Origin of the sequence: Microbacterium sp. 3J1 (assembly GCF_001049495.1) — a bacterium.
GTDB lineage: Bacteria > Actinomycetota > Actinomycetes > Actinomycetales > Microbacteriaceae > Microbacterium.
The window spans coordinates 884638-909548 of record NZ_CDWI01000011.1; the positions used below are offsets into that span (position 1 = coordinate 884638).

Consider the following 24911-nt stretch of genomic DNA (forward strand, 5'->3'; position numbering starts at 1 on the left):
CTCAGGGCTCCTCGGTCGACGCCTCGGGTCCGGAGCGGAACTCGCGGATCAGATGCTGGACGACGGCGGCGAGGTCGCCGCCCGTGGCGTTGGCGATCGTCAGCTGTCGTTCGTAGCTGGCGCCGTCGGCGAGGATCGTCTCGATGCTGCCGAACTCGCGCACGCAGCCGAGCTCGACGGCGACGGGGGCGAGCTCGTCGATCACCTCGGCCAGGTGGTCCCGAACGGGGAGCTGTGTGCCTGCGGCATCGATGATCACCCGTGCATCGAGCCCGTAGCGCGCGGCGCGCCACTTGTTCTCGCGGTGGAACCACGCCGGAAGCTCGGCGAGGGTGCGGCCTTCGTCCAGCTGCCGGGACAGGTGCTCCACGAGCACCTGGACGAGGGCGGCGACGGCCGCGAGCTCGGGAAGCGTGGAGAGGCCGTCGCAGGCGCGGATCTCGATCGTGCCCCAGCGAGGAGCGGGGCGGATGTCCCAGCGCACTTCGGTGGCGTCCGCCATCACACCGGTCCGCACCATGTCCTCCAGATAGGACTCGTAGTCCGACCAGTCGCGGAGGGGCCAGGGCAGGCCCGCGGTGGGAAGCTGCTGGAACACGAGAGCCCGGTTGGAGGCGTATCCCGTACGCTCGCCGGCCCAGAACGGGCTCGAGGCCGAGAGAGCCTGCAGATGAGGGAGGTAGGACGCGAGCGCATTGATGATCGGCATGACCTTGCGCTGATCCTCCACGCCGATATGGACGTGGATGCCCCAGATCATCATGTTCCGCCCCCACCACTGGGTGCGCTCGATCAGGGTGTGGTAGCGCGTCTTGTCGGTGACCTCCTGGTCGTACCACTGCGCGAACGGGTGGCTGCCCGCCGAGAGCAACTCGATCCCCGCCGGATCCGTGGCCGCTCGCACGGCGGCGATCGCGTGCGCGATGTCGTCGACGGCGTGTCCCACGGAATCGCCGATCCCGCTCGTGACCTCGATCGTGTTGGTGAGCAGCTCGCCGGTGACCGTATGGCGCTCGTCCTCGCTCTCCGCCTCCAGGGCGGCGAGGAGTTCGGGCGCACGACCGACGAGATCGCCGCTGACCGGGTCGGCGAGCATGATCTCCCATTCGAGGCCGACGGTGGAGCGGGCGGAGGGGGCGAACTCGAGCTTCACGAGCACAGTCTGACATGCCGCCCGCGCGACACGATCACCGTCGTGTCGCCGCGTTTCGCTTGTGGTCGTCGCATCTGGCAGAATAGAGGGTCGGACGTGGTGCTCGACCCTCTATCCAGCACTCGTCCTCCTCATTTGAGCTTCCGCCGGGTGTGCACCCCACTCTCCAGGCGATCGGTTCGTTTCCTTCCACACAATTCAGGAGAATCGTGGCTGTCAAGATTCGTCTCAAGCGCCTGGGCAAGATCCGCGCGCCTTACTACCGCATCGTCGTCGCCGACTCGCGCACCAAGCGCGACGGTCGTGTCATCGAAGAGATCGGCAAGTACCACCCCACCGAAGAGCCCTCGTTCATCGAGGTCGACTCCGAGCGCGCTCAGTACTGGCTCTCCGTCGGCGCGCAGCCGACCGAGCAGGTCGCCGCGCTGCTGAAGATCACGGGCGACTGGGGCAAGTTCAAGGGCGACAAGGACGCGAAGTCCACCCTCAAGGTCGCAGAGCCCAAGCCGGCCTTCGAGATCGACGCGTCCAAGAAGTCCGTCGTCAAGCCGAAGGCCGAGAAGAAGGCAGAGGCTCCCGCCGCTGCCGACGCCGACGCGGAGGCCGCTGAGGCTCCCGCCGCCGACTCGGAGTAATCCGCCGTGCTCGCCGCCGCGCTCGAACACATCGTCAAGGGGATCGTCGATCACCCTGAGGATGTCCGTATCAACGCTTCCACCTCGCCGCGAGGCGATCTCCTCGAGGTGCGCGTGCACCCCGACGACCGTGGTCGCGTGATCGGGCGCGGCGGCCGCACCGCGAAGGCACTGCGTACGCTCATCGGCGCCCTGGCCGATGGGCGTCGAGTACGCGTCGATGTCGCGGACGACTGACGTGGTGGCGAAAGACCGCAATCAGGGCAAGAACCAGCTGCGGGTGGGGCGTCTCGTCAAGGCGCACGGCCTGAAAGGCGCGCTCAAGCTGGAGCTGTACACCGACAACCCGGAGCGACGCTTCGTCCCGGGTGCCGAGTTCACGTTGCAGGTGCCTGAGGCATCTCCGTGGCATGGCAAGACCGTGGTCGTCCGCGAGTACCGGGTGATGAACGGCAATCCGGTCGTGTTCCTCAAGGACGTGGACGACCGTGAGGGCGCGGAGAGCCTCGTCCGGGCGATCCTCTGGATCGATCAGGACGATGAAGAGGTCGAGGAGAACGCGTGGTTCGACCACCAGCTCGTCGGACTCGACGTCGTCCGTGACGACGTCGTCGTCGGCAAGGTGGCGCGGATCGAGCACTTCCCCGCGCAGGACCTGCTCATCGTGAAGCCCGCATCGGGTGGGGACGACGTCATGGTCCCGTTCGTCGAGGCGATCGTGCCGCTGGTGGATGTGAAGGCGGGCCGCGTCATCGTGACACCGCCTCCGGGACTGTTCGAAGACCTGTCGGAAGCGACCGACGCCGACGAGTCCTCGGACTCCGACGCGTCCGCGTGACCGCTGCTACGGTTCCTCCGTGCGCATCGACGTCATATCCATCTTCCCGTCGTACTTCGACGGTCTGACGCTGTCGCTGCTCGGCAAGGCGCAGCACTCCGGCATCCTCGACCTGCGTGTGCGCGACCTCCGAGACTGGACACACGATCGTCATCGCACCGTCGACGACACACCGTATGGCGGCGGCGCCGGCATGGTGATGAAGCCGGAGCCGTGGGGCGAGGCGCTGGACGATGTCGCCACGTCGACGGTGGAGGCGACCGGCCAGCGTCCGACCATCATCTTCCCGTCGCCCGCGGGCGAGGTCTTCACCCAGGCGACCGCCCGCGATCTCAGTACCCGTGAGCACATCGTGTTCGGCTGCGGCCGGTACGAGGGGATCGACGAGCGTGTGTTCGAGTATGCGGCGTCCATCGGCGAGGTCCGACTGATCAGCCTGGGCGACTACGTACTGAACGGGGGAGAGGTCGCCACCATGGCGATGATCGAGGCGATCGGACGTCTCATCCCCGGTGTCGTAGGCAACCCCGAGAGTCTGGTCGAGGAATCCCACGAAGACGGCCTCCTCGAGTACCCGTCGTACACGAAGCCGTCGAACTGGCGCGATCAACCCGTGCCCCCCGTCCTGCTGAGCGGGAATCACGCAGCGATCGCCGCGTGGCGGCGCGAGCAGCAGATCGAGCGCACGCGGCGTCGTCGGCCCGATCTCCTGCCCGAGGAGACAGCGCTCTAGAGGATCGTCTCCGCACCGTGCTCGATCTCGAACACGACATCGTGCGGGTGCCGCAACGACAGGGCGGTGCTGACGTCGAGGCCGCGGAGTTCGGCCCGCAGCATCCGTCCCAGCATCTCGTGGCTGACGAGCACAGGGATTCCGCGCGACGCCCACCCGCAGGTCGAGAGAGCGCGTCGCGCACGCCCTCGTGCTTGCGCATAGCTCTCTCCTCGGGGGAAGGCCCACCCGTAGCGATTCTCTGCGCGTTGCTGACGGGCCGTGGGAAAGAGCTCGTCGATCTCGGCCCTGGTCAGTCCTGCCATCTCTCCGTGGTCGACTTCGGCGAGGTCGGGCACTTCTACGAGATCTGCTCCGATCCGTTCCGCGATGATCTCGGCCGTACGGAGGGAACGGCCCAGCGGACTCGAGCAGACCGATGCGATGCCGCGGCCGGCTAGTCGCGCCGCCATCCGCTGCGCTTGGACCACCCCTTCGTCCGTGACCGGAGAATCCATCCTGCCGTGAAGACGGTGCTCGAGATCCCACGTCGTCTGTGCGTGCCGGACGAGGAACAGGTGCTCCGGCACGTGGCGATCCTGCGGAATCATGCATTCAGACTGGCATAGCCGTGACGTCGCCGCCCCGCCACGGACTGATAGCGTCGCAGCATGGTGGATGGAGTGCTCGCGAGGTCGTTCGAGAGGACCGGCGCGGACTACGACCGCTATCGACCGGGCTTCCCCGCGGAGGCAGCGGACCTGCTGGTTCCGGACAGGGTCGCGAGTGCGCTCGATCTCGGCGCCGGCACGGGCAAGTTCACCGCTCTGCTCCTCGGTCGGGCGGCCGAGGTGGTCGCTGTCGAGCCGTCCGGAGCCATGCTCGACGTGCTCCGAGCGAAGCTGCCCGCCGTCGCCGCGCATCTCGGCAGCGCCGAGCGGATTCCCGTGCCCGACTCCTCGATGAGCGTCGTGTCGGTCGCACAGGCCTTCCACTGGTTCGAGCGTGACGAGGCCTGCACCGAGATCCGCCGTGTGCTGGTGGAGAACGGGAGGCTGGGGCTGATCTGGAACCGCTCGAACCCCTCGTGCGCCTGGGACCGCGCCGCGCACCGTGTCGCCCATCCCGCCGTCTCCGATGCCGACGGGACGACCAGTGCGGCAGCCGCAGACCTCCCCGGGTTCGAACCGGTGGCTCGGCAAGAGGTGCACTGGACCGAGAGGATCAGCAGATCCGACTATCTGCGTCGATGGGCGACCGTGAGCACCTTCCTCGTCGCTGATCCCGATACGCGGGCCGAGATGCTCGCTCAGATCGTTCACATCCTCGATGAGCACCCGGAGACGCACGGGTCGGAGGACCTGGAGCTGCCGATCGTCACCGACGTGTTCGTCTACCGTCGCGCATGAGGATCTGGTCGCTGCACCCGAGATATCTCGACCGCCAGGGGCTCGTGGCGTGCTGGCGTGAGACGCTGCTCGCGCAGGCCGTGCTCGCAGGACGAACTCGCGGGTATCGGAAGCATCCCCAGCTGGAGCGGTTCACGGCCGCTCCCGACCCCCTGGAGGCGCTCGGCGCCTATCTCGCGGCCGTGGCGGACGAAGCGGACCAGCGAGGCTATCGGTTCGACCGGTCGAGGATCGATCGATCGGATGCGCGTGCGACCGACATCCTTCCCGTCACGAACGGACAGGTGGCCTGGGAATGGACGCACCTGACGGCGAAGCTCGCCATGCGGAGTCCGGACGTCCTCGCCCATTGGTCGTCTGTGGTCACCCCGCAACCACACCCGCTCTTCCATGTGATCCCTGGGCCCATCGCGTCGTGGGAGCGTCCCGACGGCTCGGCGTGACGCTGACCTCGCGGCCGCCCTCGCGGCTCAGCGAACGCCGAGGAAGGACCGATCCGTCAGCACGATCGGGCCGTCGGCTGTCACGGCCACCGTGTGCTCCGAATGAGCGCCCCGCGAGCCGTCGACGCTGCGGAGAGTCCACCCGTCGGGATCGGTGACGAGCTCGTCCGTCGTCGCCAGGAGCCAGGGCTCGAGTGCGAACACCAGCCCTTCACGAAGAGGGAACCCGCGGCCGGGGCGGCCGTCGTTGGGTACGTGCGGGTCGCCGTGCATGATGCGGCCGACGCCGTGTCCGCCGAAGTCGGTGTTGATCGAGTACCCCTCGCCGTGGGAGATCGCGGCGATCGCGGCGGAGATGTCGCCGATCCGGTTGCCGACCACCGCGGCGGCGATCGCCGCATCGAGCGCCCGCTCGGTCGTGTCGATGAGGCGCAGATCCTCGTCGCGCGGGGTGCCGACGACGAAGGAGACCGCCGAATCAGCGACCCACCCGTCGACGGAGACCGCGAAGTCCAGGGAGACGAGGTCGCCGTCGCGCAGGGTGTAGTCGTGCGGGAGGCCATGGAGGACCGCGTCGTTGATCGAGGTGCAGATGACCTTGCCGAACGGACTCGCACCGAAGGAGGGGTGGTAGTCGATGTAGCACGACTCGGCCCCGGCCTTGCGGATCATGTCGTGCGCGCGACGGTCGATGGCCAACAGGTTGGTGCCGACCTTGGTCTCGTCCCGCAGGGTCGCCAGCGTCTCCGCCACGAACCGCCCTGCGGCGCGCATCTCGTCGATCTCGGCGGGGGTGCGCAGTTCGATCATCGGGTGTCCTCTCGTCGGATCCATTCTCCCCGATATGTCGGTCTCGGGTCGCCGCGTGCTCACAGCGAACACAGGGGGAGCGCGCGCACCAGGCGTCGTACGATTCAGACATGTGGTTGCGTCAGGCATTCTTCCGCTGGCTTCTCCCGGCGGCGTTCATCCTGCCGCTGTGGCTGCTCGTCGGCTGGGGCGTGTTCCAGGGCGGTTGGGCGATCCTCTGGGTGCTGTTCATCGCCGTACCGTCGGTGTTCGTCGGCCAGCTCCTGCTGACGCTGCTGACGCGGTCGCGACCGTCCGTACGAGCGGAACGTGCGGTGTCCTGGTGGGACGTCGCGGGATTCGCGGTCTGGCATGGCCTCACCATCGCCGTCGGATGCTTCATCGACGGAGCCTTCGGGTGGCTGCTCACGGGGGCGATCGTCGCCGGCATCGGACTCGTCTGGCTCCAGCTCTGGCAGCTGTGGAGCGAGGCCAGGGGCAGCGGCGCCCGGTTGCGGGAGACGATCTCCTGGGCGTCCGTTCCGCGTGTGGACGAAGCCGCTCCCGAGTCGCGACCGCACGAGGTCATCGTCGTGCGGGAGCGCGAGTCGGAGGACTGAGACGGGTCGCCGCCCCGTTTTGGCTGAGGAGGACATCCGTGGCAGAATGGTTGTTTGTGCCGTTACCGGCTCTGCCTCAGGGGAGCCCGCGGACGCTTCGGCGCCGTTCAGCACGACCCTTTCTTGTTCCTTCCTGAAATCATGCATCCGACCTGTGGCGGCTGCAGAGAGAGACGATCATGCAGATCCTCGACGCCGTAGACGCGGCTTCGCTCCGTTCCGACGTTCCCGTCTTCCACCCCGGTGACACGGTCAACGTTCACGTGAACATCACCGAGGGCACCCGCTCCCGTATCCAGGTCTTCAAGGGCGTCGTCATCGGCCGCCAGGGCGACGGGGTCCGTGAGACCTTCACCGTCCGCAAGATCAGCTTCCAGGTGGGCGTCGAGCGTACCTTCCCGGTGCACTCCCCGGTGATCGACCACATCGAGGTCGTCACCCGCGGTGACGTGCGTCGCGCCAAGCTCTACTACCTGCGCCAGCTCCGTGGCAAGAAGGCGAAGATCAAGGAGAAGCGCGACAACTGACGCGCGATTCTCCACAGCACCCCGGGACACGATGTCCCGGGGTGCTGTGTTTTCCCCGGGGTATGCGACCCTTGTTAGTGCCGTCTCACAGCGGTGCGAGACTGCGAAGGAACCTTGATGACGACTGACTCAGCGCCTGCCTCCACGCCGACGTCGAGGCGTCGTCGCGGTCTTCTGATCTTCCTCCGTGACGTGCTCATCATCATCGTCATCGCGGCTCTCGTGTCGTTCGTGGTCAAGACGTTCATCGTCCGCTCGTTCTACATCCCCTCCGCGTCGATGGAGCGGACGCTGATGGTGAACGATCGCATCCTCGTGGACGAGCTCACGCCGCGTTGGACGAGCTACGAGCGCGGCGACGTCGTGGTGTTCAAGGACCCGGGCGGATGGCTTGAAGGACAACCCCAGACGCCTGCGCAGCCGCCCCTCGTCGAGGCCGTCGACTGGGTGCTCAACCTCGTGGGCATCTCGGCCTCCGATTCTCAGGACCATCTGGTCAAACGAGTGATCGGCCTCCCCGGGGACCATGTCGTCTGCTGCAATGCGCTCGGCCAGATCACGATCAACGGTGCTCCGATCGACGAGCTCGACTACCTCGATCTTCCCGACGGTGATACGGCCGCCTCCAACGAGCCCTTCGACGTCGTCGTCCCCGAGGGGTCTCTGTGGCTTCTCGGCGACAACCGTGACCGTTCCCGCGACTCGCGGGCGCACCAGGACCTGCCGACGGGCGGTTTCGTGCCGCTCGACAACGTCGTGGGCAAGGCGTTCTTCACCACCTGGCCGTTCGACCGCATGGGTACGATCGACGGTCACCACGACAGCTTCAACGGCGTCCCGGAGCCGGAATGACCGTCGTCGCACCACGACTGACGCTGGAGCGCAAGCTCCTCACAGAGTGCGAGCTGATCATCTCGCTCGATGAGGTCGGTAGAGGGGCTCTCGCGGGTCCCGTGGCCGTCGGGGCGACGGTCATGGACGCTGCAGGGGCGCGCCGCCGTGTCCCGGAGGGTCTCCGCGACTCGAAGCTGGTGACCGAGAAGCGACGGCCGGACGTGGCAGCGCGAGCAGCCGCGTGGGTGCAGGCCTCGGGCGTCGGCTGGGCGAGCGCAGCGGAGATCGACGATATCGGTATCATGCGCGCTCTTGGCCTCGCCGCTTCCCGCGCTGTGCAGAGCGTCGTCGACCAGGGTGCCGATCTCGCGAACGCCGTCGTCCTCCTGGACGGCAACCACGATTATGTCTCGGTCGTGCATCCCGTGCCGCTGCGCGTTCGCTCGGTCATCAAGGCCGACCGCGACTGCGCCTCGGTCTCCGCCGCGTCGGTGATCGCCAAGGTGGCTCGCGACACCCATATGGTGGAGCTCCACGAAGGGCACTCGGCGTATCAGTGGAACCGTAACAAGGGCTACGCCAGCGTCGAGCACCGGGATGCGATCCGCGCGCTCGGACTCTCTTCGCACCACCGGTCCTCGTGGGCGATCTCGGATGCGCCGACCCTGTTCTGAGTGGTCTGTGCGTCGGTGGTCCGCCGTCCGACTCTAGGATGGAGTCATCATGGATGAGGAAGCCTTCGACGACTACGACCGCGAGCTCGAGCTCGCGCTGTTCCGTGAGTACCGCGACGTCGTCGCGCAATTCCAGTACGTCGTCGAGACCGAGCGCCGGTTCTATCTCGCGAATGAGGTCAACGTCGTGCGGCGGGACACCGAGCACGACTTCTACTTCGAGATATCCATGAGCGACGTCTGGGTGTGGGACATCTACCGCGCAGACCGCTTCGTGAAGGCCGTGCGGGTCCTGACGTTCAAGGACGTGAACATCGAAGAGCTGCAGCGGCGCGAGTTCGAGCTGCCGCAGGAACTCTCGCTCGACGGCGAGTGACTTCCCCTCCACGGCGTCGTCCGTGGAGGTCGTTTCCCGTTCTCCTGGGATTCTGAGGGCAGCGCGAAGCGGCGGCTCGCCATCGGCGGACAGTCTGTCTGCATGGCAGCGAAAGACGACTTCGGCAGGGCAGGTGAGTCCCGTGCGGTCGAGTATCTGACGGGGCGCGGATACGACATCATCGAGCGAAATTGGCGATGCCCTCAGGGTGAGATCGACATCATCGCGTCGACAGGTGCGCATCTGGCGGTGGTGGAGGTCAAGACGCGCCGTTCCTCCGCCTACGGGCACCCGTTCGAGGCAGTGGACGCCCGAAAGCTCCGCCGGCTCTGGCAGCTCGCCTTCGCCTGGGCGGCCGTCCATCCCGACGAGGTGCGCGGGCGCGACATCAGAGTCGAGGCGATCGGGATCACCGGGCCCGACCCCGCGGTCGCCGAGATCGAGCACCTCGAGGATCTGTCGTGAAGACGGCGCGCACCTGGGCCGTAGCGCTGACGGGTGTCGACGGCCACATGGTCGAGGTCGAAGCAGACCTGTCGAATCAGACCCCGGAGTTCAAGATCATCGGCCTGCCCGACAAGTCGCTGGGCGAGGCGGTGCAGCGCGTGCACAACGCCTGCCAGAACAGTGGACTGGACCTGCCTCGGCGGCGACTCACCGTCAATCTGTCGCCGGCCGCTCTCCCCAAGCACGGGTCGGCGTTCGACCTGAGCATCGCGGTGTCCGCCCTGGCCGCAGGTGGTGCGCTGGCGCGACGGTCGATCGCGCGCACCGTGCACGTGGGGGAACTCGGGCTCGACGGACGGGTGAGACCGGTGGCGGGCGTCCTGCCCTCGGTCTTCGCAGCGGCCAGGGCCGGTTTCGACACCGTGATCGTGCCGCACGCGAACGAGGCCGAAGCGCGGCTCGTGCCGGGCGTCGACGTGCGGGCCGCGACGACGCTGGCCCAGGTGGCCGCGTGGCACGGCGCGGACGTGGAGGTCGTGGACACGGATCCTGTCGCCGCGCCCGCCGTCGCCCTGGACCGGCCGGAGGAGCTCGACCTCGCCGACGTGGTGGGCCAGGACGAAGCCGTCGAAGCTCTGATCGTCGCTGCGGCCGGCGGGCATCACATGCTCCTCAGCGGGCCTCCGGGAGCAGGGAAGACGATGCTGGCTCGCCGACTGCCCGGCATACTTCCGCCCCTCACCGACGAGGAAGCCCTCGAAGTCGCGTCCATCCGCTCGCTGACGGGGGAGTCCGTCCGAGCGCTCGATCGCGTTCCCCCGATGGAGACCCCGCACCACAGCGCATCCGTGTCTGCGCTCGTCGGCGGTGGCTCGCGAGTCGCGAGACCCGGAGCGATCGTGCGCGCCCACCGCGGCGTGCTCTTCCTCGACGAGTCCGCCGAGTTCTCGCGGGTCGCCCTCGACGCTCTCAGGCAGCCCCTCGAATCGGGCCTGATCGAGATCAGCCGCACCGGGTTCACCGCCAGATACCCCGCGCGTTTCCAGCTCATCCTCGCGATGAATCCCTGCCCCTGTGGCAACAACGGAGTACGCGGCGCGGAGTGCGTGTGCCCGTCTCTCGCGATTCGTCGCTACGCGACGCGACTGTCAGGGCCGCTTCGCGACCGGATCGACATCGAGCTGCACGTCTCGAGGGTCTCCGCGTCTCGCGCGACGTCCGGCGGGCGCTCGGGAGTGACGAGCGACGCGGCGCGCGAACGTGTGCGCGAGGCGAGAGAGCGCGCCGCGGCACGATGGCGGGGGAGTCCGTGGCGGCGCAACGGGGAGATACCCGGCGCACGACTGCGACAGACCGACATGCGTGTGGCAGCGGACGCCCGTGCGCCCCTCGACCGAGCGCTCGAGAGAGGCGCTCTGACCCTCCGCGGCTACGACCGCGTTCTGCGCCTCGCATGGACGATGGCCGACCTCGCAGGTATCGACCGGCCGGGGCGCGAGGAGATCGGACGCGCACTGTTCCTGAAGAAGGGGTTCGCATCATGATGGGCGCACTCTCCGGCGACGAGGGACTCACAGCCGCACTGGCGGGGGTCGGCCGGAGCGAGATCACCGACGAGGACCTGGCGCGGGTGGCGTGGTCCGTGATCACCGAGCCGGGAGACGGAGTCGCCGGAGTGCTGATCGCCGAGCTCGGTGCTGCCGAAGCACTGCGATTCGCGTTGCGCCCAGGCTCGACGCTGCCCGCTCTCACCGCCGATCGGCGCGCCCTCAGGGAGGGGATGCGTCGGTGGAGAGCGAGAGCAGATCCACTCGCGGTCCGTGCTGCGGTCACCGGGGCCCAGCACGTCGGCGCGCGGCTCATCCTGCCGGGCGACGCCTCCTGGCCGGAGCAGCTCGACGACCTGGGCGCCCACCGCCCGCTGGTTCTCTGGGTGAGAGGAGATGTCGCGCTGCTGCGCCGAGGACCCCGAGTGGCGATGGTGGGCGCCCGGGCGGCCAGCGGATACGGAGAGCTGCTCGCCGCCGAGTTCGCGGGCGACCTCGCGGCCAGCGGTGCCGTGGTCGTGTCGGGCGGCGCCTAGGGCATCGACGGCGCTGCGCATCGTGCCGCGCTGGGCGTCGGCGGGTCCACCATCGCGTTCCTCGCCGGCGGGGTCGATCGCGCGTATCCACAAGGACACCAGCAGTTGCTGCGCAGCATCGTCGAGACCGGCGCAGTGGTGAGCGAGGTGCCGTGCGGCACCGCTCCGACGAAATGGCGCTTTCTGTCGCGCAATCGACTCATCGCTGCGACGAGTCATGCGACCGTGGTCGTCGAAGCGGGCTGGCGTAGCGGCTCGCTCAACACGGCCGGGCACGCGGCGGCTCTCGGTCGACCGCTCGGAGCGGTCCCCGGCCCGGTCACTTCTGCGGCTTCCGCCGGATGCCATCGACTGCTGCGAGAGTACGATGCGCGGTGCGTGACGACGGCAGCGGAGATCCGGGAGCTGTGGGACGCCGGGGCCGCAGAGGGGCCTCGGCGCGAGGCACCCGTCGATCCGGAGCAGGGACGTCTTCTGGACGCGATGAGCAGCCGCGTCCCGATGCCGCTTCTCGAGCTGACCAGGCGCTCCGGTCTCGATCCCGATCGAGTGAGCGCCCTCCTCGGGCTCCTCGAGCTCGACGGTGTCGCGCGACGCGAAGAGGGCGGGTGGAGGAAGGTCGGGTCAGCTGAACGGCGAGGCTGACCCTCCGCCCGTCCGCCCGGAGGCATGCTGGACGCATGGAACTCGCGGCAGCCGCTCAGTCGTTCACCGATCACCTGGATCGCGTGCGCCGACTCTCGCCTGCAACGGTGCGCGCCTATCGCTCCGACCTTCGCGACCTGTCCGACGCCGCCCCGGGCCTCGCGCTGGATCAGGTCACCCTGGAGACGCTCCGGGACTGGCTCTGGCGCGCGACACAGCGGGGAGACGCGCGGGCGACGCTCGCGCGCCGCGCCGCCGCCGCGCGGTCCTTCTTCGCCTGGGCGGTGGAGGAAGGGCTGATCCCCCAGGACCCGAGCTTGAGGCTCGTGGCCCCTCGCCGCGGGCGCTCTCTGCCGACGGTGGCCTCACGCGACGCGATGATCCAGCTGCTCGATCACCAACGAGAAGCCGCCGCGGCCGGCGACCCGATCGCGTTGCGCGACCACGCGATGCTCGAACTGCTCTACGGCGCGGGGATCCGCGTCTCGGAGCTGTGCGGGCTCGATGTCGACGACCTCGATCTCGACCGGCACACCGCCCGTGTCATGGGCAAGGGCGCAAAGGAACGGGTCGTGCCCTTCGGGCGCCCTGCCGGTGACGGGCTGGGGGCGTATCTCACTCGGGGCCGCCCCGCGCTGGTCCTGCGCGCCGCCGATCCCTCCGCAGCGCTGTTCCTCGGGGTTCGCGGTGGCCGCGTCGGGCCGCGTGCCGTCTACGCCCTCGTCGCCGATGTACTCGCTCCGGTGCTCGGGACCGAGACGGTGGGACCGCACGCTCTGCGGCACACGGCGGCCACGCACCTCCTCGACGGCGGTGCAGACCTTCGAGCGGTACAGGAGATCCTCGGGCACGCCAGCCTCGGCACGACCCAGATCTACACGCACGTATCGGCCGAGCGGCTCGCGGCCACCTACCGGCTCGCCCATCCACGGGCGTGAGATGAATCGATCGCGTGGGATCCGTGACCGAGCCCGCTGTCACCGCTGCGGATCAGAGCGGATCGCAGCAGGGCAGGAGCACCGCTCGCGGAACCTCTCCGAACAGGAGCGAGGGATTGATGTAGCTCCCGTCCAGGCGCACACCGATATGAAGCGACCCCGGCGCAGTATGGCCGCCGAATGCGACCGTTCCGATCGCCTCGCCCACTGAGACCGTGTCACCGGGAGCGAGTGCGGAGACGAGCGGTTCGAACGTCGAGACGTATCCTCCGCCGTGGTCGATCGTCAACAACGGGCGGTCGACGACAGTGCCGCGGTAGGCGACGGTGCCGGCGGCCGGGGCGCTGACGAGCGCACCGACCGGCGCGTCCACGTCGATGCCTCGATGGCCGGCGCCGTATTCGTGGGCCGGTGCACGAAACGGAGTCGTGATCGTGTGCGGGTCGGACACCGGCCACGACCACCGCGAGAACACCGGGTCCGTCTTCGAAACCCCGCCGGACGCGGCGGTCGGTCCTCCGAGCACACAGCCCGCCACGATGAGGACCGACAGGAAGGTCAGCGCAGGGGACTCGCGGGCAGGGCGGGTGCGGGTGCTCATCATGCAATGCTCTGCGGCGAGACGCTTCGCAGATGCGCGGGGGAGCCGTAGACGCGAGTACCTGGAACAACACGTGGCTACCCGCGACTGTGCAGGGGAGGTCGGTGCCTGCGGATCCTGTATGCTGGACGAGCACCTCGATCTCGGGGTGACTACGCGTGCCCAGAGCGACTTCGGTCGTGGCATCCGCACCCACAGGTCCTGCTGCGAAGCAGGCGGGTGTGCGCCGGGCACCAGGGAGTTCGATCAATCCGATCGATTCGACAACCTCAACGGCGCGATCTCGTGCCAGAACAAGGAGACGACCATGGCTGTGGTCACCATCCGCCAGCTGCTCGACAGCGGCGTGCACTTCGGACACCAGACCCGTCGGTGGAACCCGAAGGTCAAGCGCTTCATCCTCACCGAGCGCAGCGGCATCCACATCATCGACCTCCAGCAGTCGCTCGGCTACATCGACAAGGCCTACGACTTCGTCAAGGAGACCGTCGCGCACGGCGGCACCATCCTCTTCGTGGGCACCAAGAAGCAGGCCCAGGAGATCCTCGCCGAGCAGGCGACCCGTGTCGGCCAGCCCTTCGTGAACCAGCGCTGGCTCGGTGGACTCCTCACCAACTTCTCCACCATCGCGAAGCGTCTGGCTCGCATGAAGGAGCTCGAGGAGCTCGACTACGAGAACCCCGCCGCTTCGGGCTTCACCAAGAAGGAGCTCCTGCTCAAGAAGCGCGAGCTCGACAAGCTGCACAAGTCGCTCGGCGGTATCCGCAACCTGACCAAGACGCCGTCCGCCCTCTGGGTCGTCGACGCCAAGCGCGAGCACCTGGCGATCGACGAGGCCAAGAAGCTCGGCATCCCCGTGATCGGCATCCTCGACACCAACGCCGACCCGGATGACTTCCAGTACCCGATCCCCGGCAACGACGACGCCATCCGCTCGGTCTCGCTGCTCACGCGCATCATCGCGGACGCCGCGGCCGAGGGTCTGCAGCAGAAGCACAACCCCGAGACCGGCGACGCAGAGCCCCTCGCCGACTGGGAGCGCGAGCTGCTCGAGGCTCCGACCGACGACGCCGCGGCTGCCGAGGCTCCGGCTGAGGACGCTGCCGAGGCTCCGGCTGAGGACGCGACCGAGGCTCCGGCCGACGACGCCGCTGCAGTCGAGGCTCCGGCCGACGACGCCGCCGAGGCGCCCGCAGAAGAGGCCGCCGAGGCCCCTGCTGAGGCAGACGCCAAGTAATTCCGCGACCACCACACACATCACGAAGCAAGGAGCCACCACACATGGCCAACTTCACCATCGCCGACCTCAAGGCGCTGCGTGAGCAGCTCGGCACGGGAATGGTCGACACCAAGAAGGCGCTCGAGGAGGCTGACGGAGACGTCGAGAAGGCCACCGAGATCCTGCGTCTCAAGGGTGCGAAGGGCAACGCGAAGCGTGCTGACCGTTCGACCAGCGAGGGCCTCGTCGTCGCTCGCGAGCAGGACGGCGCCGTGACGCTCATCGAGCTCGCCTGCGAGACCGACTTCGTCGCGAAGAACGAGCGCTTCATCGCGCTGGCCGACAAGGTCGCCGACGCCGTCTCCGCCGTCAAGGCGGACTCGGTCGAGGCCGGTCTCGCCGCCGCAGCCGGCGACAAGAGCGTCGAGCAGGTCATCTCGGAAGAGGCCGCGATCATCGGCGAGAAGGTCGAGCTCCGTCGCGTGCGCACCATCGCGGGCGACAAGGTCGAGGTCTACCTCCACCGCACGAGCAAGGACCTGCCGCCGCAGATCGGTGTCGTCGTCGCCTACACGGGTGACGACGCGGAGACCGCTCGCAGCATCGCGCAGCACATCTCGTTCGCGAACCCGTCGTACCTGTCCCGCGAGGACGTTCCGGCCGACGCCGTCGAGAAGGAGCGCGAGATCGTCACCGAGATCTCCCGCAACGAGGGCAAGCCGGAAGCGGCTCTGCCCAAGATCGTCGAGGGCCGCGTGTCCGCGTTCATCAAGCAGGTCGCACTGCTCGAGCAGGATTACGCGAAGGACAGCAAGCTCTCGGTCGCCCAGGTGGCGAAGGACGCCGGTATCACCGTGACGGACTTCGCGCGCTTCAAGGTCGGCGCGTAGCAGTGTCGAAGGGGTTCGGATCCGAGTGATCCGAACCCCTTCTTCATGCCCATGAGGCATTATCTTGAATCGGGACGAGAGGACACCCACCCATGACCGAACGCACAGGACGCCGACGCGTCCTTCTCAAGCTCTCCGGTGAGGCGTTCGGCGCCGGCCAGCTCGGCGTCAACCCCGATGTCGTCAGTCAGATCGCGCGAGACATCGCTGCGGCTGTCGACCGGGTCGAGATCGCGATCGTGGTCGGCGGTGGCAACTTCTTCCGCGGAGCCGAGCTGAGTCAGCGCGGCATGGATCGTGGACGCGCTGACTACATGGGCATGCTCGGCACGGTGATGAACGCTCTCGCCCTGCAGGACTTCCTCGAGCAGGCCGGCGCCCCCACCCGCGTCCAGTCCGCGATCTCGATGACCCAGGTCGCCGAGCCGTACATCCCCCTGCGCGCTGAGCGCCACATGGAGAAGGGCCGAGTCGTCATCTTCGGCGCGGGCGCGGGACTGCCGTACTTCTCCACCGACACCGTGGCCGCGCAGCGTGCGCTGGAGATCGGGGCGCAGGAGGTGCTCGTCGCCAAGAACGGCGTCGACGCCATCTACACAGCCGATCCCAACAAGCACGCCGATGCGGAGCGCATCGATCGGGTCACCTACCGTGACGCTCTGCAGCGCGGGCTCAAAGTCGTCGACTCCACGGCCTTCAGCCTGTGCATGGACAACAACATGGATATGCGTGTCTTCGGCATGGAGCCGGTCGGAAACGTCACCCGAGCACTGCTGGGCGAGCCCATCGGAACTCTCGTCACCGCCTGAGCGCCTCACCGGGCACCAAGGCCCGGACCGATAGAATCTCACCACACCCCGACGATAGGAGTCACCGTGATCGCGGACGTCCTCGCTGAAACCACCTCTCGCATGGCCCGTGCGGTCGAGGCTGCCAAGGAGGACTTCTCCACGGTGCGCACCGGTCGTGCCAACCCGCAGCTCTTCCAGAAGGTCCTGGTCGACTACTACGGCACCCCCACGCCCCTGGCCCAGCTCGCCTCGCTCGCCAACCAGGAAGCACGGACGCTGATCATCACGCCGTACGACAAGTCGGCGCTGAAGGCGATCGAGCAGGCCGTGCGCGACATGCCGAACCTCGGTGCGAACCCGACGAACGACGGCAACCTCGTGCGCGTGACGATGCCGGAGCTCACGGCCGAGCGCCGCAAGGAGTACGTCAAGCTCGTCAAGACGAAGGCAGAGGACGCGAAGGTGCACGTCCGTGGCATCCGGCGCAAGGCCAAGGACGAGCTCGATGCTCTGAAGAGCGAACTCGGCGAAGACGAGATCGCCCGGGGTGAGAAGGAACTCGACGCCCTCACGCGCCAGCACGTCGACCTGATCGACGACGCACTCAAGCGCAAAGAGGCCGAACTCCTCGAGGTGTAGGCGGCATGTCCGACGATCCCACCGGTGCAGGCACCGACAAGCCGCAGACGCGCCGAGAGGCGCGCGACTCGTCGACCCCGGCCGGCGGCATCCCCGTGGTCGACGGCGCCTTCGCCGAGTTCGACGGCTCGAGCGTCCCACCGCGACCACCACTCCCTGTGGACCCCGCGGATGTGAGCGGCTCCGGCATGGACACGGCCGACCACTACGCGATCCGCGAGCAGTGGCGCGCGGCCCGTGACGAGCTCGGCAGCCACGTCTCCTACGCTCGCGACCAGCTGGATCAGGCGAACGAGCGGATCAAGGAGCGCACCGGGCGCGACCTCGTCCTCGCCATCCTGATCGGCCTGGCGTTCGGCGGCGCACTCCTGGCGTCTCTGCTCTTCATCAAGGTCCTCTTCGTGCCGTTCGCTCTGGCAGCCGCCCTGCTGGGGGTCTACGAGCTCGCGCTGGCGCTCCGGACCTCCGGTCGGCGCATCGACATCGCGCCGCAGCTGATCGCGGCGGCGCTGCTCGTCTCCCTCGCGTTCTTCGTGGACGAGTGGCTGGTCTGGGTGGTGCTGTTCATCTCCGTCGCCTTCGTCGTCGTCTGGCGGTTGGTCGCCCAGATGGTGGCGAAGGACGGGCGCACGTACGGAGATGTCCTGACGGACGCCGTCATCGGCGGCTTCGTGCAGATCTACGTCCCCTTCCTCGCGGCCGTCGCCCTGATCCTCCTCAAGCAGGAGGGCGGGCAATGGTGGGTGCTGAGCTTCATCGCCATCGCCGTGGTCGCCGACACGGGCGCGTACGCAGCCGGTCTCGCATTCGGGCGCCATCCGATGGCGCCCAAGATCAGCCCGAAGAAGACGTGGGAGGGCTTCGCCGGCGCGGTGGTGGCCTCCATCACGGCCGGGGTTCTGCTGGCGATCTTCCTGCTGCACCTGCCCTGGTGGATCGGCGTCATCTTCGGCGTGACCATCCTGCTCTCCGCCACTCTGGGCGACCTCGGGGAATCCATGCTCAAACGCGATCTGGGCATCAAGGACATGAGCTCCTGGCTTCCCGGGCATGGCGGCCTCCTCGATCGGCTCGACAGCATCCTGCCGTCGACCGTCCCGGCTCTCGGTCTCTACTTCCTCTTCTCCTCCTGGGCGGTGCTGTGATGGCTTCCGATGACGTGCAGAACCTGATCGAGACGGAGGATGCCCCGCCCGCCTTCCCTCTCGCCGGCGGCCGGGCGCACGGATATCATCGTGCAGCCGTGGACACCTTCCTGGCTGCCGCCCGCGCAGCTTTCGAGGGCGACGCCGACGACCTCACCGCGGCTGATGTGCGCGTGGCCTCCTTCCCACTGGTCAAGAACGGGTACGTCGTCGCCGAGGTGGATGCCGCTCTCGGACGAGTCGAGGATGCGCTGGCGGCACGCGCCCGTGACCGAGCTGTTCGCTCCCGTGGGGCAGGAGCGTGGGTGGAGAAGGCGCGCGACGACGCTCAGGTGGTCCTCGATCACCTCGCGCGCCCGCCGAAGCACCGGTTCGCCCGCACGGGTGTTCTGACGTTCGGCTACCGCGTCGACGAGGTCGATCACGTCGCCGGGCGGATCGTCAAGTACCTTCGCGACGGCGAGCCGCTGACCGCCGAGCAGTTGCGTTCCGCCGCCTTCCGCATGCAGCGCGGGGGATACCGCGAAGAGCAGGTCGATGCGCTGCTCGATGCGACCGTCGACGTCATCCTGGCCGTTCGCTGAACGTTCTCGTGGCCTCGTCCGACCTCACCCGGTAGACTCGCTCACATCGTGACTTCCCGCAACGACATGACCCTGCATCGAGACGACGTCGCGCCGGTTCCGGCGTCGACGGCGCTTTCGCCGCGTCAGGGCACGCGCCGGCGCGGAGTCGTCGGGTTCGTCAGCGCACTGGCTGTCGTCGGATTCGCTGCAGCGATGGTGGCTCCGACCGGCGTCGCTCTCGCAGAGCAGCCCGTCGAGGCCGAGCTCGAGTCGGCGTACTCGGTCGCGCTGGAGGACACGCAGAACCTCACCGTGACGACCGAGGGAGCAGCGATCGCCCCGGTGCAGCGCGGCACGTTCTCGGTGTACGTCACGCCGAAGCCGACCCCCACTCCCACCCCGAAGCCCGCGGCGAGCTCGTCGTCCAAGTCGGACTCCGGTGGCAGCGGCCCGCTCTTCTACACAGGAGGCGGCGCACCCGCCGAGTGGATGTCGGCCGCCGGGATCGCGGAGTCGGACTGGGGCTTCGTGGACTACATCGTGTCTCGCGAGAGCGGTTGGAATCCCAACGCGACGAACAAGTCGTCCGGAGCGTGCGGGCTGGTCCAGGCTCTCCCGTGCAGCAAGGTTCCGGGCAACGGCTACGATCCCATCGACAACCTCCGCTGGGCGACCGGATACGCAACCGGCCGCTACGGCAGCTGGGCCGGAGCGCACGCGTTCTGGACGAAGAACCACTGGTGGTGAGCCGCGGTCATGGCCCGCTCGCACCGACGCCGTCCGGCGCGCCCTGACTCGGAGGACTCGCTCGACCGTCTCGTCGCCTCCTGGAAGCGCACGGAGGTGCGTCGGGGAACCGAGTGGACGGTGCAGCCGGTGTCGGCCGTGCAGGCCCAGAAGGAGTACAGCTGTCCGGGGTGCGGTCGCGGCATCGAGCCCGGCACCGCGCATCTCGTCGCATGGCGGGCCGATGGTGTACTCGGCGACGCCGCCGACCTGGCCGCGCGGCGGCACTGGCACACGCACTGTTGGAGGATCGCATGAGCATCGAGATCAGGGGCCCCGTGGAGCTTCCCGCCCGACGCGAGGAGATCGTCCTCGAGACCGCTGACGGGCTCACCCTCGTGGGCGAACTCGCGACTCCGGAGACCGTCGCGCCGGTGGCGACCCTCGTTACGCTGCATCCGCTGCCCACCGCCGGCGGTTTCATGGACTCCCACATCCTCCGCAAGGCAGCGGCTCGCCTCCCCGCGACCGCGGACCTCGCCGTGCTGCGGTTCAACACGAGGGGCACCTCGTCGCCCCGTGGAACGAGCGACGGAGCGTTCGACGGAGGCGCGTCCGAGCACTTCGACGTGGCTGCGGCGATGGATCTCGTGAGAGAGCGAGCGCTGCCGAGGCCGTGGCTGGTCGGTTGGTCGTTCGGCACCGAACTGGCGCTCAAGTACGGGCGCGATCATGACGTCGAGGGCATCATCCTGCTCTCGCCGCCGCTGCACCGCGCGACGGCCGAGGAAGTGGCCGCGTGGTCGACGTCGGATGCTCGGATCGTGATCCTGGTTCCGGAGTTCGACGACTACCTGCGGCCTGACGAGGCGCGCGAGCGGTTCGCAAGCCTTCCCGACGCCGAGATCATCGCCGTCGAGGGCGGCAAGCATCTCTGGGTCGGCGAGACTCAGACACGGCGCGTGCTGACGGAGATCGTGACAGCGGTCAATCCCGCTGCCCTGCCGCTCCCGACCACGTGGCCTGCCGAGTAGGAGCGACCGCGCTCGGCAGCGGCCTCAGAGTTCGTTCATCCGGGGGATGAGCACCTGTCGGTAGAGAATGAGGATGCTCGCTGCGACAGGGATCGCGATGAGCGCGCCGAGCAGCCCGAGCAGGCTCCCGCCCGCCAGTGCCGCCACGACGACGACGGCGCCGGGGACGGAGACTGCGCGGCTCATGATCCTGGGGGAGATCACGTACGCCTCGATCTGCATGTAGATGAGGTAGTAGATGCCCGCGGTGATCGCCGTCGCCGGCGAACCGAGGCCGGGCACGAGGCACAGCAGCACGATGATCGTGGATCCGGTCAGCGTGCCCACCAGGGGGATCAGCGAGAAGAAGAACGCGATCACGGCGAGGACGGCGGGGAACGGTGCGTCGATGATCGACAGGAAGATCATGCTGAGCACGCCGTTGATGACACCCTGCGTCACCTGGCCGATGACGTAGTACCCGACGGAATCCGTGATCTGGTCGGCCAGATCGACGAATCGCTCACGCTTGGATGCCGGGGCGAGCTGGTACACGGCGCGCTTCAGCGACGGCGTGGATGCCGTCAGGTAGATCGTCAGGATGAGCACGACGAACGCCCCGAACAGGCCGCTGAGAAGCGCACCGCTGGCGGCGAGGACACCCTGCCCGATCGATCCGCCGATCTCAGCGAGGTTCGTGTTCAGCCAGTCCTCCACGTAGGCGAAGACCTCGTCGACGCGCAGATTGGGGAAGGTGTCCTGCATCCAGTTCTTCAGGTCGTCGATGGCCGTGCCCCGCTGCACGATCGCGGTGATCTGGACCACCAGCTCGGAGATCTGCTCGACGAGGACGGGGATGACGATGAGGATGATCCCGGCGAAGACGCTCAGCACGACCACGATCGTCACGAGGACGGCGAGCCATCGGGGGAGTCGCCGTCGCTCGAGGAAAGACACGAGCGGATCCAGTCCGAGGCTGAGGAACAGCGCTGTTCCGACGTACAGCAGGACGGTCGACAGGTTCTGCACGCTGCCGATCAACAGGATCCCGAGGCCGACACCGAGCGTCGCCACGAGAGCGGTGCGGAAGGGACTGTGGATCTTCATGCTGCAAGGCTATCGAGCAGACGCGCTCACACCGTCCGCGACGTGCCGCAGCGGACGGGGGAGCCGCTCGTGGGCAACACACAGGCGCTTTCGCTAGTCTGAAATGTCGAGTGTTGCGACTCGGGCGTTCGTCCCGGGGCGCGTGAGGAGACTATTCGTGCGTTTCGTATGGGCCGTGGTGGCCTTCGTGCTGGCCGCGGGACTGATCGGTGCGGGCATCGCTCAGCGAACCATCTTCATGGGGCCGTCGACCGAGAAGGTCGCCGTCGAGGTCGAGGAACCTGCTCCGTTCGTTCTCATGGATGCCGAGGTGCTACGTGAGCACGCCGGTGCTCAGACCCTGTTGATCCGTGGTGAGGGCGACATCTTCGCCGCCTACGGTCGGACGGGGGACATGGAGGCCTGGCTCGCGGATGCCGACTACAACCACGTGACCGTCGGCACGAACGGACGACTGGATGTCGAGTTCGTCCCGGCGTCCTCCGGAGAGTCGACCGAGGAGTCGCCCGCGACTCCGGCCCCCGAGGTGACGCCTGCGCCTGAGGCGACGCCGACCGAGGAAGCAGACGCCGAGGCCACGGGACGAAACCCCGCGGGTTCCGACCTGTGGTTGGACTCGTTCAGCGAGCCGGACAGGCTGATCGCCGACCTCCAGGTTCCCGAGGGAGTGAGCGTCATCATCGCGCACGACGGGACGCAGGACGCGCCCGAGGACATCTCGATCTCGTGGCCCCTCGACACATCGACGCCGCTCGCCGGGCCGCTGATGGCCGCAGGCGGCCTGGTGCTGCTCGTGGGCCTCGTCCTCTACGTGCTTGCCATCCGACACCAGCGCCGCGGGAAGGGGCCGCGCCGTAAGGGCCCTGGCCCGATGCCCGCCACCGAGCCCATCGAGCTGTCGCAGCTGCCACCGGCCGAGCGATCTGCGATCGAGTCCGCGGGTGCCGACCGACCGGGCGCCGAGGGACCGAGCTCGGATCATGACCCTGCCGCACCCGAATCCGGCGCTCCCGAGCGCGATTCCGACAGCTCCGAGGCCGCCGAGCAGGGAAGACGGTCCGAGCTGCGCGCCGCGACACCGACCCGCAGGCGCAGGATGCTCGCAGTCCCCGCGTTGGCGCTGACCGCGCTGCTCGCGACAGGGTGCTCCGCTGACTCCTGGCCCCAGTTCGGTGCGGCCAGCCCCACGCCCTCACCGACCCCCACCGTCATCGCGCCGGACAATCAGAAGCCGCCGGCGGTCACTGAAGCGCAGGCGAAGCGGATCCTTCAGCAGATCTCGACCACCGTCACGGACGCGGATGCGGCGATGGACATCGAGCTCGCCAAGACGCGCCTCGACGGTCCTGCTCTCGCCGCCCGGACCACGGAGTACGCCCTGCGGACCGCGGTTCCGGAGACGCCCGTCCCCGGCGCGATCCCCACCGACGACGTCGAGGTCGTGCTTCCGGAGGCGACCGATCGGTGGCCGCGGACCGTGCTCCTCCTCTCGAAGAGCGAAGGTGACGACACGATCCCGCCTGTCATCCTGACGATGACACAGCAGGATCCGTGGTCGACCTACAAGATCACGAACATGGCCGAGATGTCCGCCGACGCGGTGTTCCCAGACGTGGCTGCGGCGTGGCTGGGGACGTCACTCGTGCCCGACGACTCCGCGTTCCTCAGCATGCCGCCCGGCGAGCTCGCTGCCACGTATGCGGACGTCGTGGATGCCGGAGAGCAGAGCGCGTCCTACGGGCTGTTCGATGAGATCTCGCTCAACCTCGCCAAGTCGATCAGGGACAGCCGTCAGGCGGTCGTCCAGAACCTCGCGGACAACGGCGCCGCCGCGACGTCTCAGACGGCGTTCGACATCGTGCCCTCGGAGGCTGCTCCCGTCTCGATGACCACGCTCGGCAGCGGCGCGATCGTCGCCGTCTCCCTCGTGGACACGGAGACGGTGACGCCCACCTCCGCCGACGCCGTCATCAGGTTCGGTGAGAACGCCCAGGCGAAAGCGCTGACCGGTGTCACCGAGTCTGCGAAGGGTGTGACGACCAAGTACGAGTTCCAGCTCTTCTTCTCCGTGCCCGCTCAGGGATCCACCGAGCAGATCCGACTCCTGGCCGTCCGCCAGGACCTTCTCTCCGTCGAGGTGATCAAGTGACCGATATCTCTCCCGCCGCTCTCCGAGGGGCCGTCGACCTGTCCGCGCTGCGCAATCGGCCGTCGCCGACGGCATCCGAATCGTCCTCTCAGGGGGCGCCTGCGGGTGTCGCGGACGTCGTGGTCGACGCGACCGATGAGACCTTCGGCGAGATCCTGGAGATTTCCCGGACGGTGCCGGTCGTCGTCGACCTCTGGGCGGAATGGTGCGGGCCCTGCAAGCAGCTGAGCCCCATCATCGAGAAGGTGACCCGCGAGCTCGGCGGACGCGTGCTGCTCGCGAAGGTCGACGTGGACGCCAACCCCCAGCTGGCGCAGAGCTTCCGTGCGCAGTCGATCCCGATGGTCGTCGCAGTCATCGCAGGTCAGCCGGTCCCCATGTTCACCGGCGCTGTGCCCGAGCAGCAGGTCCGCGAGGTCTTCGCTCAGCTGCTTCAGGTCGCCGCCCAGAACGGCGTGTCCGGCACGCTGGACGTCGGCGGTGCCGCCGAGGACGAGGCGACGCCCGAGGAGCCCGCGCTGCCGCCCCTCCACGCGGAGGCGTTCGCGGCGATCGAGATCGGCGATTACGCGGCGGCGATCACGGCCTATGAGAAGGCTCTCGCCGAGAACCCCCGCGACGAGGATGCCATCGCAGGTCTGGGTCAGGTGCGACTGCTCGACCGCGTGCAGAGGCTCGATCTGCAGGAAGCTCGTGCAGCGGCCGCCGCAGCTCCTCACGACGTCCAGGCGCAGTTCGACGTCGCGGACCTCGACCTGGCGGGCGGTCACGTGGAGGACGCTTTCGCGCGCCTCCTCGACCTGTTCTCTCAGCTGCCCGCTGACGAGCGCACACCGGTGCGCGAGCGTCTCATCGAGCTGTTCGGACTCATCGGCGCCGCGGACCCGCGGGTCGTCTCGGCCCGTAACCGCCTATCGTCGCTTCTCTTCTGAGTCGCGTGCC

General features: G+C 68.1%; 31 protein-coding genes and 1 pseudogene. 27 read left to right on the forward strand and 5 right to left on the reverse strand.

Translation table 11 applies throughout. The features are described 5' to 3' along the window. Position 1 precedes the first annotated feature (1 nt). Positions 2–1153 (reverse strand): glutamate--cysteine ligase, encoded by a 1152-nt coding sequence (locus BN2660_RS13275; RefSeq protein ID WP_091233680.1) that lies wholly within the window; start codon positions 1151–1153, stop codon positions 2–4. A gap of 209 nt (positions 1154–1362) precedes the next feature. On the opposite strand from BN2660_RS13275, the gene rpsP reads away from it, so the two are divergent. The 4 genes from rpsP to trmD are packed head-to-tail and all read left to right on the forward strand — an operon-like array spanning position 1363 to position 3359. Further along, positions 1363–1788, forward strand: coding sequence for a 30S ribosomal protein S16 (rpsP, locus tag BN2660_RS13280; RefSeq protein ID WP_091232901.1), 426 nt, complete (start codon positions 1363–1365; stop codon positions 1786–1788). Positions 1789–1794: 6 nt separating this feature from the next. Continuing rightward, positions 1795–2025: an RNA-binding protein gene (locus tag BN2660_RS13285; protein ID WP_091232904.1), complete on the forward strand. Its 231-nt coding sequence runs from the start codon at positions 1795–1797 to the stop codon at positions 2023–2025. After that, the gene (rimM, locus tag BN2660_RS13290) at positions 2009–2626 is read left to right on the forward strand and encodes a ribosome maturation factor RimM (RefSeq protein ID WP_091233683.1); all 618 of its coding nucleotides are present in this window, start codon (positions 2009–2011) and stop codon (positions 2624–2626) included. The genes BN2660_RS13285 and rimM overlap by 17 nt, the downstream gene beginning before the upstream one ends. A 19-nt stretch (positions 2627–2645) precedes the next feature. Then, entirely contained in the window at positions 2646–3359 is a 714-nt protein-coding gene (gene trmD, locus BN2660_RS13295; RefSeq protein ID WP_091232907.1) for a tRNA (guanosine(37)-N1)-methyltransferase TrmD, read from the forward strand. Here trmD and BN2660_RS13300 read toward each other — a convergent pair. Beyond that, the gene (locus BN2660_RS13300; RefSeq protein WP_255305164.1) at positions 3356–3949 is read right to left on the reverse strand and encodes a histidine phosphatase family protein; all 594 of its coding nucleotides are present in this window, start codon (positions 3947–3949) and stop codon (positions 3356–3358) included. The genes trmD and BN2660_RS13300 overlap by 4 nt on opposite strands. A 60-nt stretch (positions 3950–4009) precedes the next feature. Here BN2660_RS13300 and BN2660_RS13305 point away from each other — a divergent pair, with 60 nt between their 5' ends. Continuing rightward, a complete protein-coding gene (locus BN2660_RS13305; protein WP_091232912.1) occupies positions 4010–4747 on the forward strand; it encodes a class I SAM-dependent methyltransferase in 738 nt (245 codons plus the stop codon). Next, entirely contained in the window at positions 4744–5190 is a 447-nt protein-coding gene (locus BN2660_RS13310) for a pyrimidine dimer DNA glycosylase/endonuclease V (RefSeq protein ID WP_091232915.1), read from the forward strand. The genes BN2660_RS13305 and BN2660_RS13310 overlap by 4 nt, the downstream gene beginning before the upstream one ends. 27 nt (positions 5191–5217) lie before the next feature. Here the strand turns inward: BN2660_RS13310 and map are convergent, their stop codons facing one another. Beyond that, positions 5218–6000, reverse strand: coding sequence for a type I methionyl aminopeptidase (map, locus tag BN2660_RS13315; protein WP_091232918.1), 783 nt, complete (start codon positions 5998–6000; stop codon positions 5218–5220). A gap of 110 nt (positions 6001–6110) precedes the next feature. Here map and BN2660_RS13320 point away from each other — a divergent pair, with 110 nt between their 5' ends. The 10 genes and pseudogenes from BN2660_RS13320 to BN2660_RS13360 all read left to right on the forward strand — a co-directional run bounded on the left by BN2660_RS13320 (position 6111) and on the right by BN2660_RS13360 (position 13123). Beyond that, positions 6111–6599 carry an MFS transporter permease gene (locus BN2660_RS13320; protein ID WP_091232920.1) on the forward strand — a complete coding sequence of 163 codons (489 nt, stop codon included), beginning with the start codon at positions 6111–6113 and terminating at the stop codon, positions 6597–6599. Positions 6600–6778: 179 nt separating this feature from the next. After that, entirely contained in the window at positions 6779–7126 is a 348-nt protein-coding gene (gene rplS / locus BN2660_RS13325) for a 50S ribosomal protein L19 (protein WP_053099097.1), read from the forward strand. 117 nt (positions 7127–7243) lie between these two features. Continuing rightward, complete coding sequence (gene lepB / locus BN2660_RS13330) at positions 7244–7978, forward strand: signal peptidase I (protein ID WP_091232923.1); 735 nt, start codon at positions 7244–7246, stop codon at positions 7976–7978. Next, complete coding sequence (locus tag BN2660_RS13335; protein ID WP_091232926.1) at positions 7975–8634, forward strand: ribonuclease HII; 660 nt, start codon at positions 7975–7977, stop codon at positions 8632–8634. Before lepB ends, BN2660_RS13335 begins: the two co-directional genes overlap by 4 nt. Positions 8635–8683: 49 nt before the next feature. After that, a complete protein-coding gene (locus tag BN2660_RS13340; protein WP_091232929.1) occupies positions 8684–9010 on the forward strand; it encodes a DUF2469 family protein in 327 nt (108 codons plus the stop codon). Between the two features lie 102 nt (positions 9011–9112). Further along, positions 9113–9475, forward strand: coding sequence for a YraN family protein (locus tag BN2660_RS13345; RefSeq protein WP_091232931.1), 363 nt, complete (start codon positions 9113–9115; stop codon positions 9473–9475). After that, on the forward strand, positions 9472–11001 hold the full coding sequence (locus BN2660_RS13350; RefSeq protein ID WP_091232934.1) for a YifB family Mg chelatase-like AAA ATPase: 1530 nt from the start codon (positions 9472–9474) through the stop codon (positions 10999–11001). The genes BN2660_RS13345 and BN2660_RS13350 overlap by 4 nt, the downstream gene beginning before the upstream one ends. 236 nt (positions 11002–11237) lie before the next feature. After that, positions 11238–11912, forward strand: a pseudogene (gene dprA, locus BN2660_RS16805) (DNA-processing protein DprA); the annotation flags it as partial. A gap of 6 nt (positions 11913–11918) precedes the next feature. Further along, entirely contained in the window at positions 11919–12185 is a 267-nt protein-coding gene (locus BN2660_RS16810) for a DprA-like winged helix domain-containing protein (protein WP_255305187.1), read from the forward strand. A gap of 35 nt (positions 12186–12220) precedes the next feature. Next, the gene (locus BN2660_RS13360; protein WP_091232937.1) at positions 12221–13123 is read left to right on the forward strand and encodes a tyrosine-type recombinase/integrase; all 903 of its coding nucleotides are present in this window, start codon (positions 12221–12223) and stop codon (positions 13121–13123) included. A gap of 52 nt (positions 13124–13175) precedes the next feature. Here the strand turns inward: BN2660_RS13360 and BN2660_RS13365 are convergent, their stop codons facing one another. Next, positions 13176–13724 (reverse strand): murein hydrolase activator EnvC family protein, encoded by a 549-nt coding sequence (locus BN2660_RS13365; RefSeq protein WP_091233686.1) that lies wholly within the window; start codon positions 13722–13724, stop codon positions 13176–13178. Positions 13725–14031: 307 nt separating this feature from the next. On the opposite strand from BN2660_RS13365, the gene rpsB reads away from it, so the two are divergent. From rpsB to BN2660_RS13410, 9 genes are all read left to right on the forward strand, one after another. Then, a complete protein-coding gene (rpsB, locus tag BN2660_RS13370) occupies positions 14032–14961 on the forward strand; it encodes a 30S ribosomal protein S2 (RefSeq protein WP_091233689.1) in 930 nt (309 codons plus the stop codon). A gap of 44 nt (positions 14962–15005) precedes the next feature. Beyond that, positions 15006–15833, forward strand: a complete 828-nt coding sequence (tsf, locus tag BN2660_RS13375; protein WP_091232939.1) for a translation elongation factor Ts — start codon at positions 15006–15008, stop codon at positions 15831–15833. A gap of 92 nt (positions 15834–15925) precedes the next feature. Continuing rightward, positions 15926–16642: a UMP kinase gene (gene pyrH / locus BN2660_RS13380; protein WP_067114762.1), complete on the forward strand. Its 717-nt coding sequence runs from the start codon at positions 15926–15928 to the stop codon at positions 16640–16642. 66 nt (positions 16643–16708) lie between these two features. Next, the gene (frr, locus tag BN2660_RS13385) at positions 16709–17263 is read left to right on the forward strand and encodes a ribosome recycling factor (RefSeq protein WP_091232942.1); all 555 of its coding nucleotides are present in this window, start codon (positions 16709–16711) and stop codon (positions 17261–17263) included. Between the two features lie 5 nt (positions 17264–17268). Further along, a complete protein-coding gene (locus tag BN2660_RS13390; RefSeq protein ID WP_176697194.1) occupies positions 17269–18408 on the forward strand; it encodes a phosphatidate cytidylyltransferase in 1140 nt (379 codons plus the stop codon). Further along, positions 18408–18992 (forward strand): DivIVA domain-containing protein, encoded by a 585-nt coding sequence (locus BN2660_RS13395; protein WP_091232945.1) that lies wholly within the window; start codon positions 18408–18410, stop codon positions 18990–18992. The genes BN2660_RS13390 and BN2660_RS13395 overlap by 1 nt, the downstream gene beginning before the upstream one ends. Positions 18993–19040: 48 nt before the next feature. Continuing rightward, positions 19041–19721: an aggregation-promoting factor C-terminal-like domain-containing protein gene (locus BN2660_RS13400; RefSeq protein WP_255305166.1), complete on the forward strand. Its 681-nt coding sequence runs from the start codon at positions 19041–19043 to the stop codon at positions 19719–19721. A 9-nt stretch (positions 19722–19730) separates the two neighbouring features. Beyond that, positions 19731–20018, forward strand: a complete 288-nt coding sequence (locus BN2660_RS13405; RefSeq protein WP_091232948.1) for a hypothetical protein — start codon at positions 19731–19733, stop codon at positions 20016–20018. Beyond that, positions 20015–20734: an alpha/beta hydrolase gene (locus tag BN2660_RS13410; protein WP_176697195.1), complete on the forward strand. Its 720-nt coding sequence runs from the start codon at positions 20015–20017 to the stop codon at positions 20732–20734. Before BN2660_RS13405 ends, BN2660_RS13410 begins: the two co-directional genes overlap by 4 nt. 24 nt (positions 20735–20758) lie before the next feature. Here BN2660_RS13410 and BN2660_RS13415 read toward each other — a convergent pair whose 3' ends face one another. Further along, the gene (locus BN2660_RS13415) at positions 20759–21820 is read right to left on the reverse strand and encodes an AI-2E family transporter (RefSeq protein WP_091232952.1); all 1062 of its coding nucleotides are present in this window, start codon (positions 21818–21820) and stop codon (positions 20759–20761) included. Between the two features lie 157 nt (positions 21821–21977). On the opposite strand from BN2660_RS13415, the gene BN2660_RS13420 reads away from it, so the two are divergent. Together BN2660_RS13420 and BN2660_RS13425 are read left to right on the forward strand one after the other, a co-directional pair. Next, positions 21978–23969 carry a DUF8094 domain-containing protein gene (locus BN2660_RS13420; RefSeq protein ID WP_141651300.1) on the forward strand — a complete coding sequence of 664 codons (1992 nt, stop codon included), beginning with the start codon at positions 21978–21980 and terminating at the stop codon, positions 23967–23969. Beyond that, positions 23966–24901: a tetratricopeptide repeat protein gene (locus BN2660_RS13425; RefSeq protein ID WP_091232958.1), complete on the forward strand. Its 936-nt coding sequence runs from the start codon at positions 23966–23968 to the stop codon at positions 24899–24901. The genes BN2660_RS13420 and BN2660_RS13425 overlap by 4 nt, the downstream gene beginning before the upstream one ends. Positions 24902–24911 lie beyond the last annotated feature (10 nt).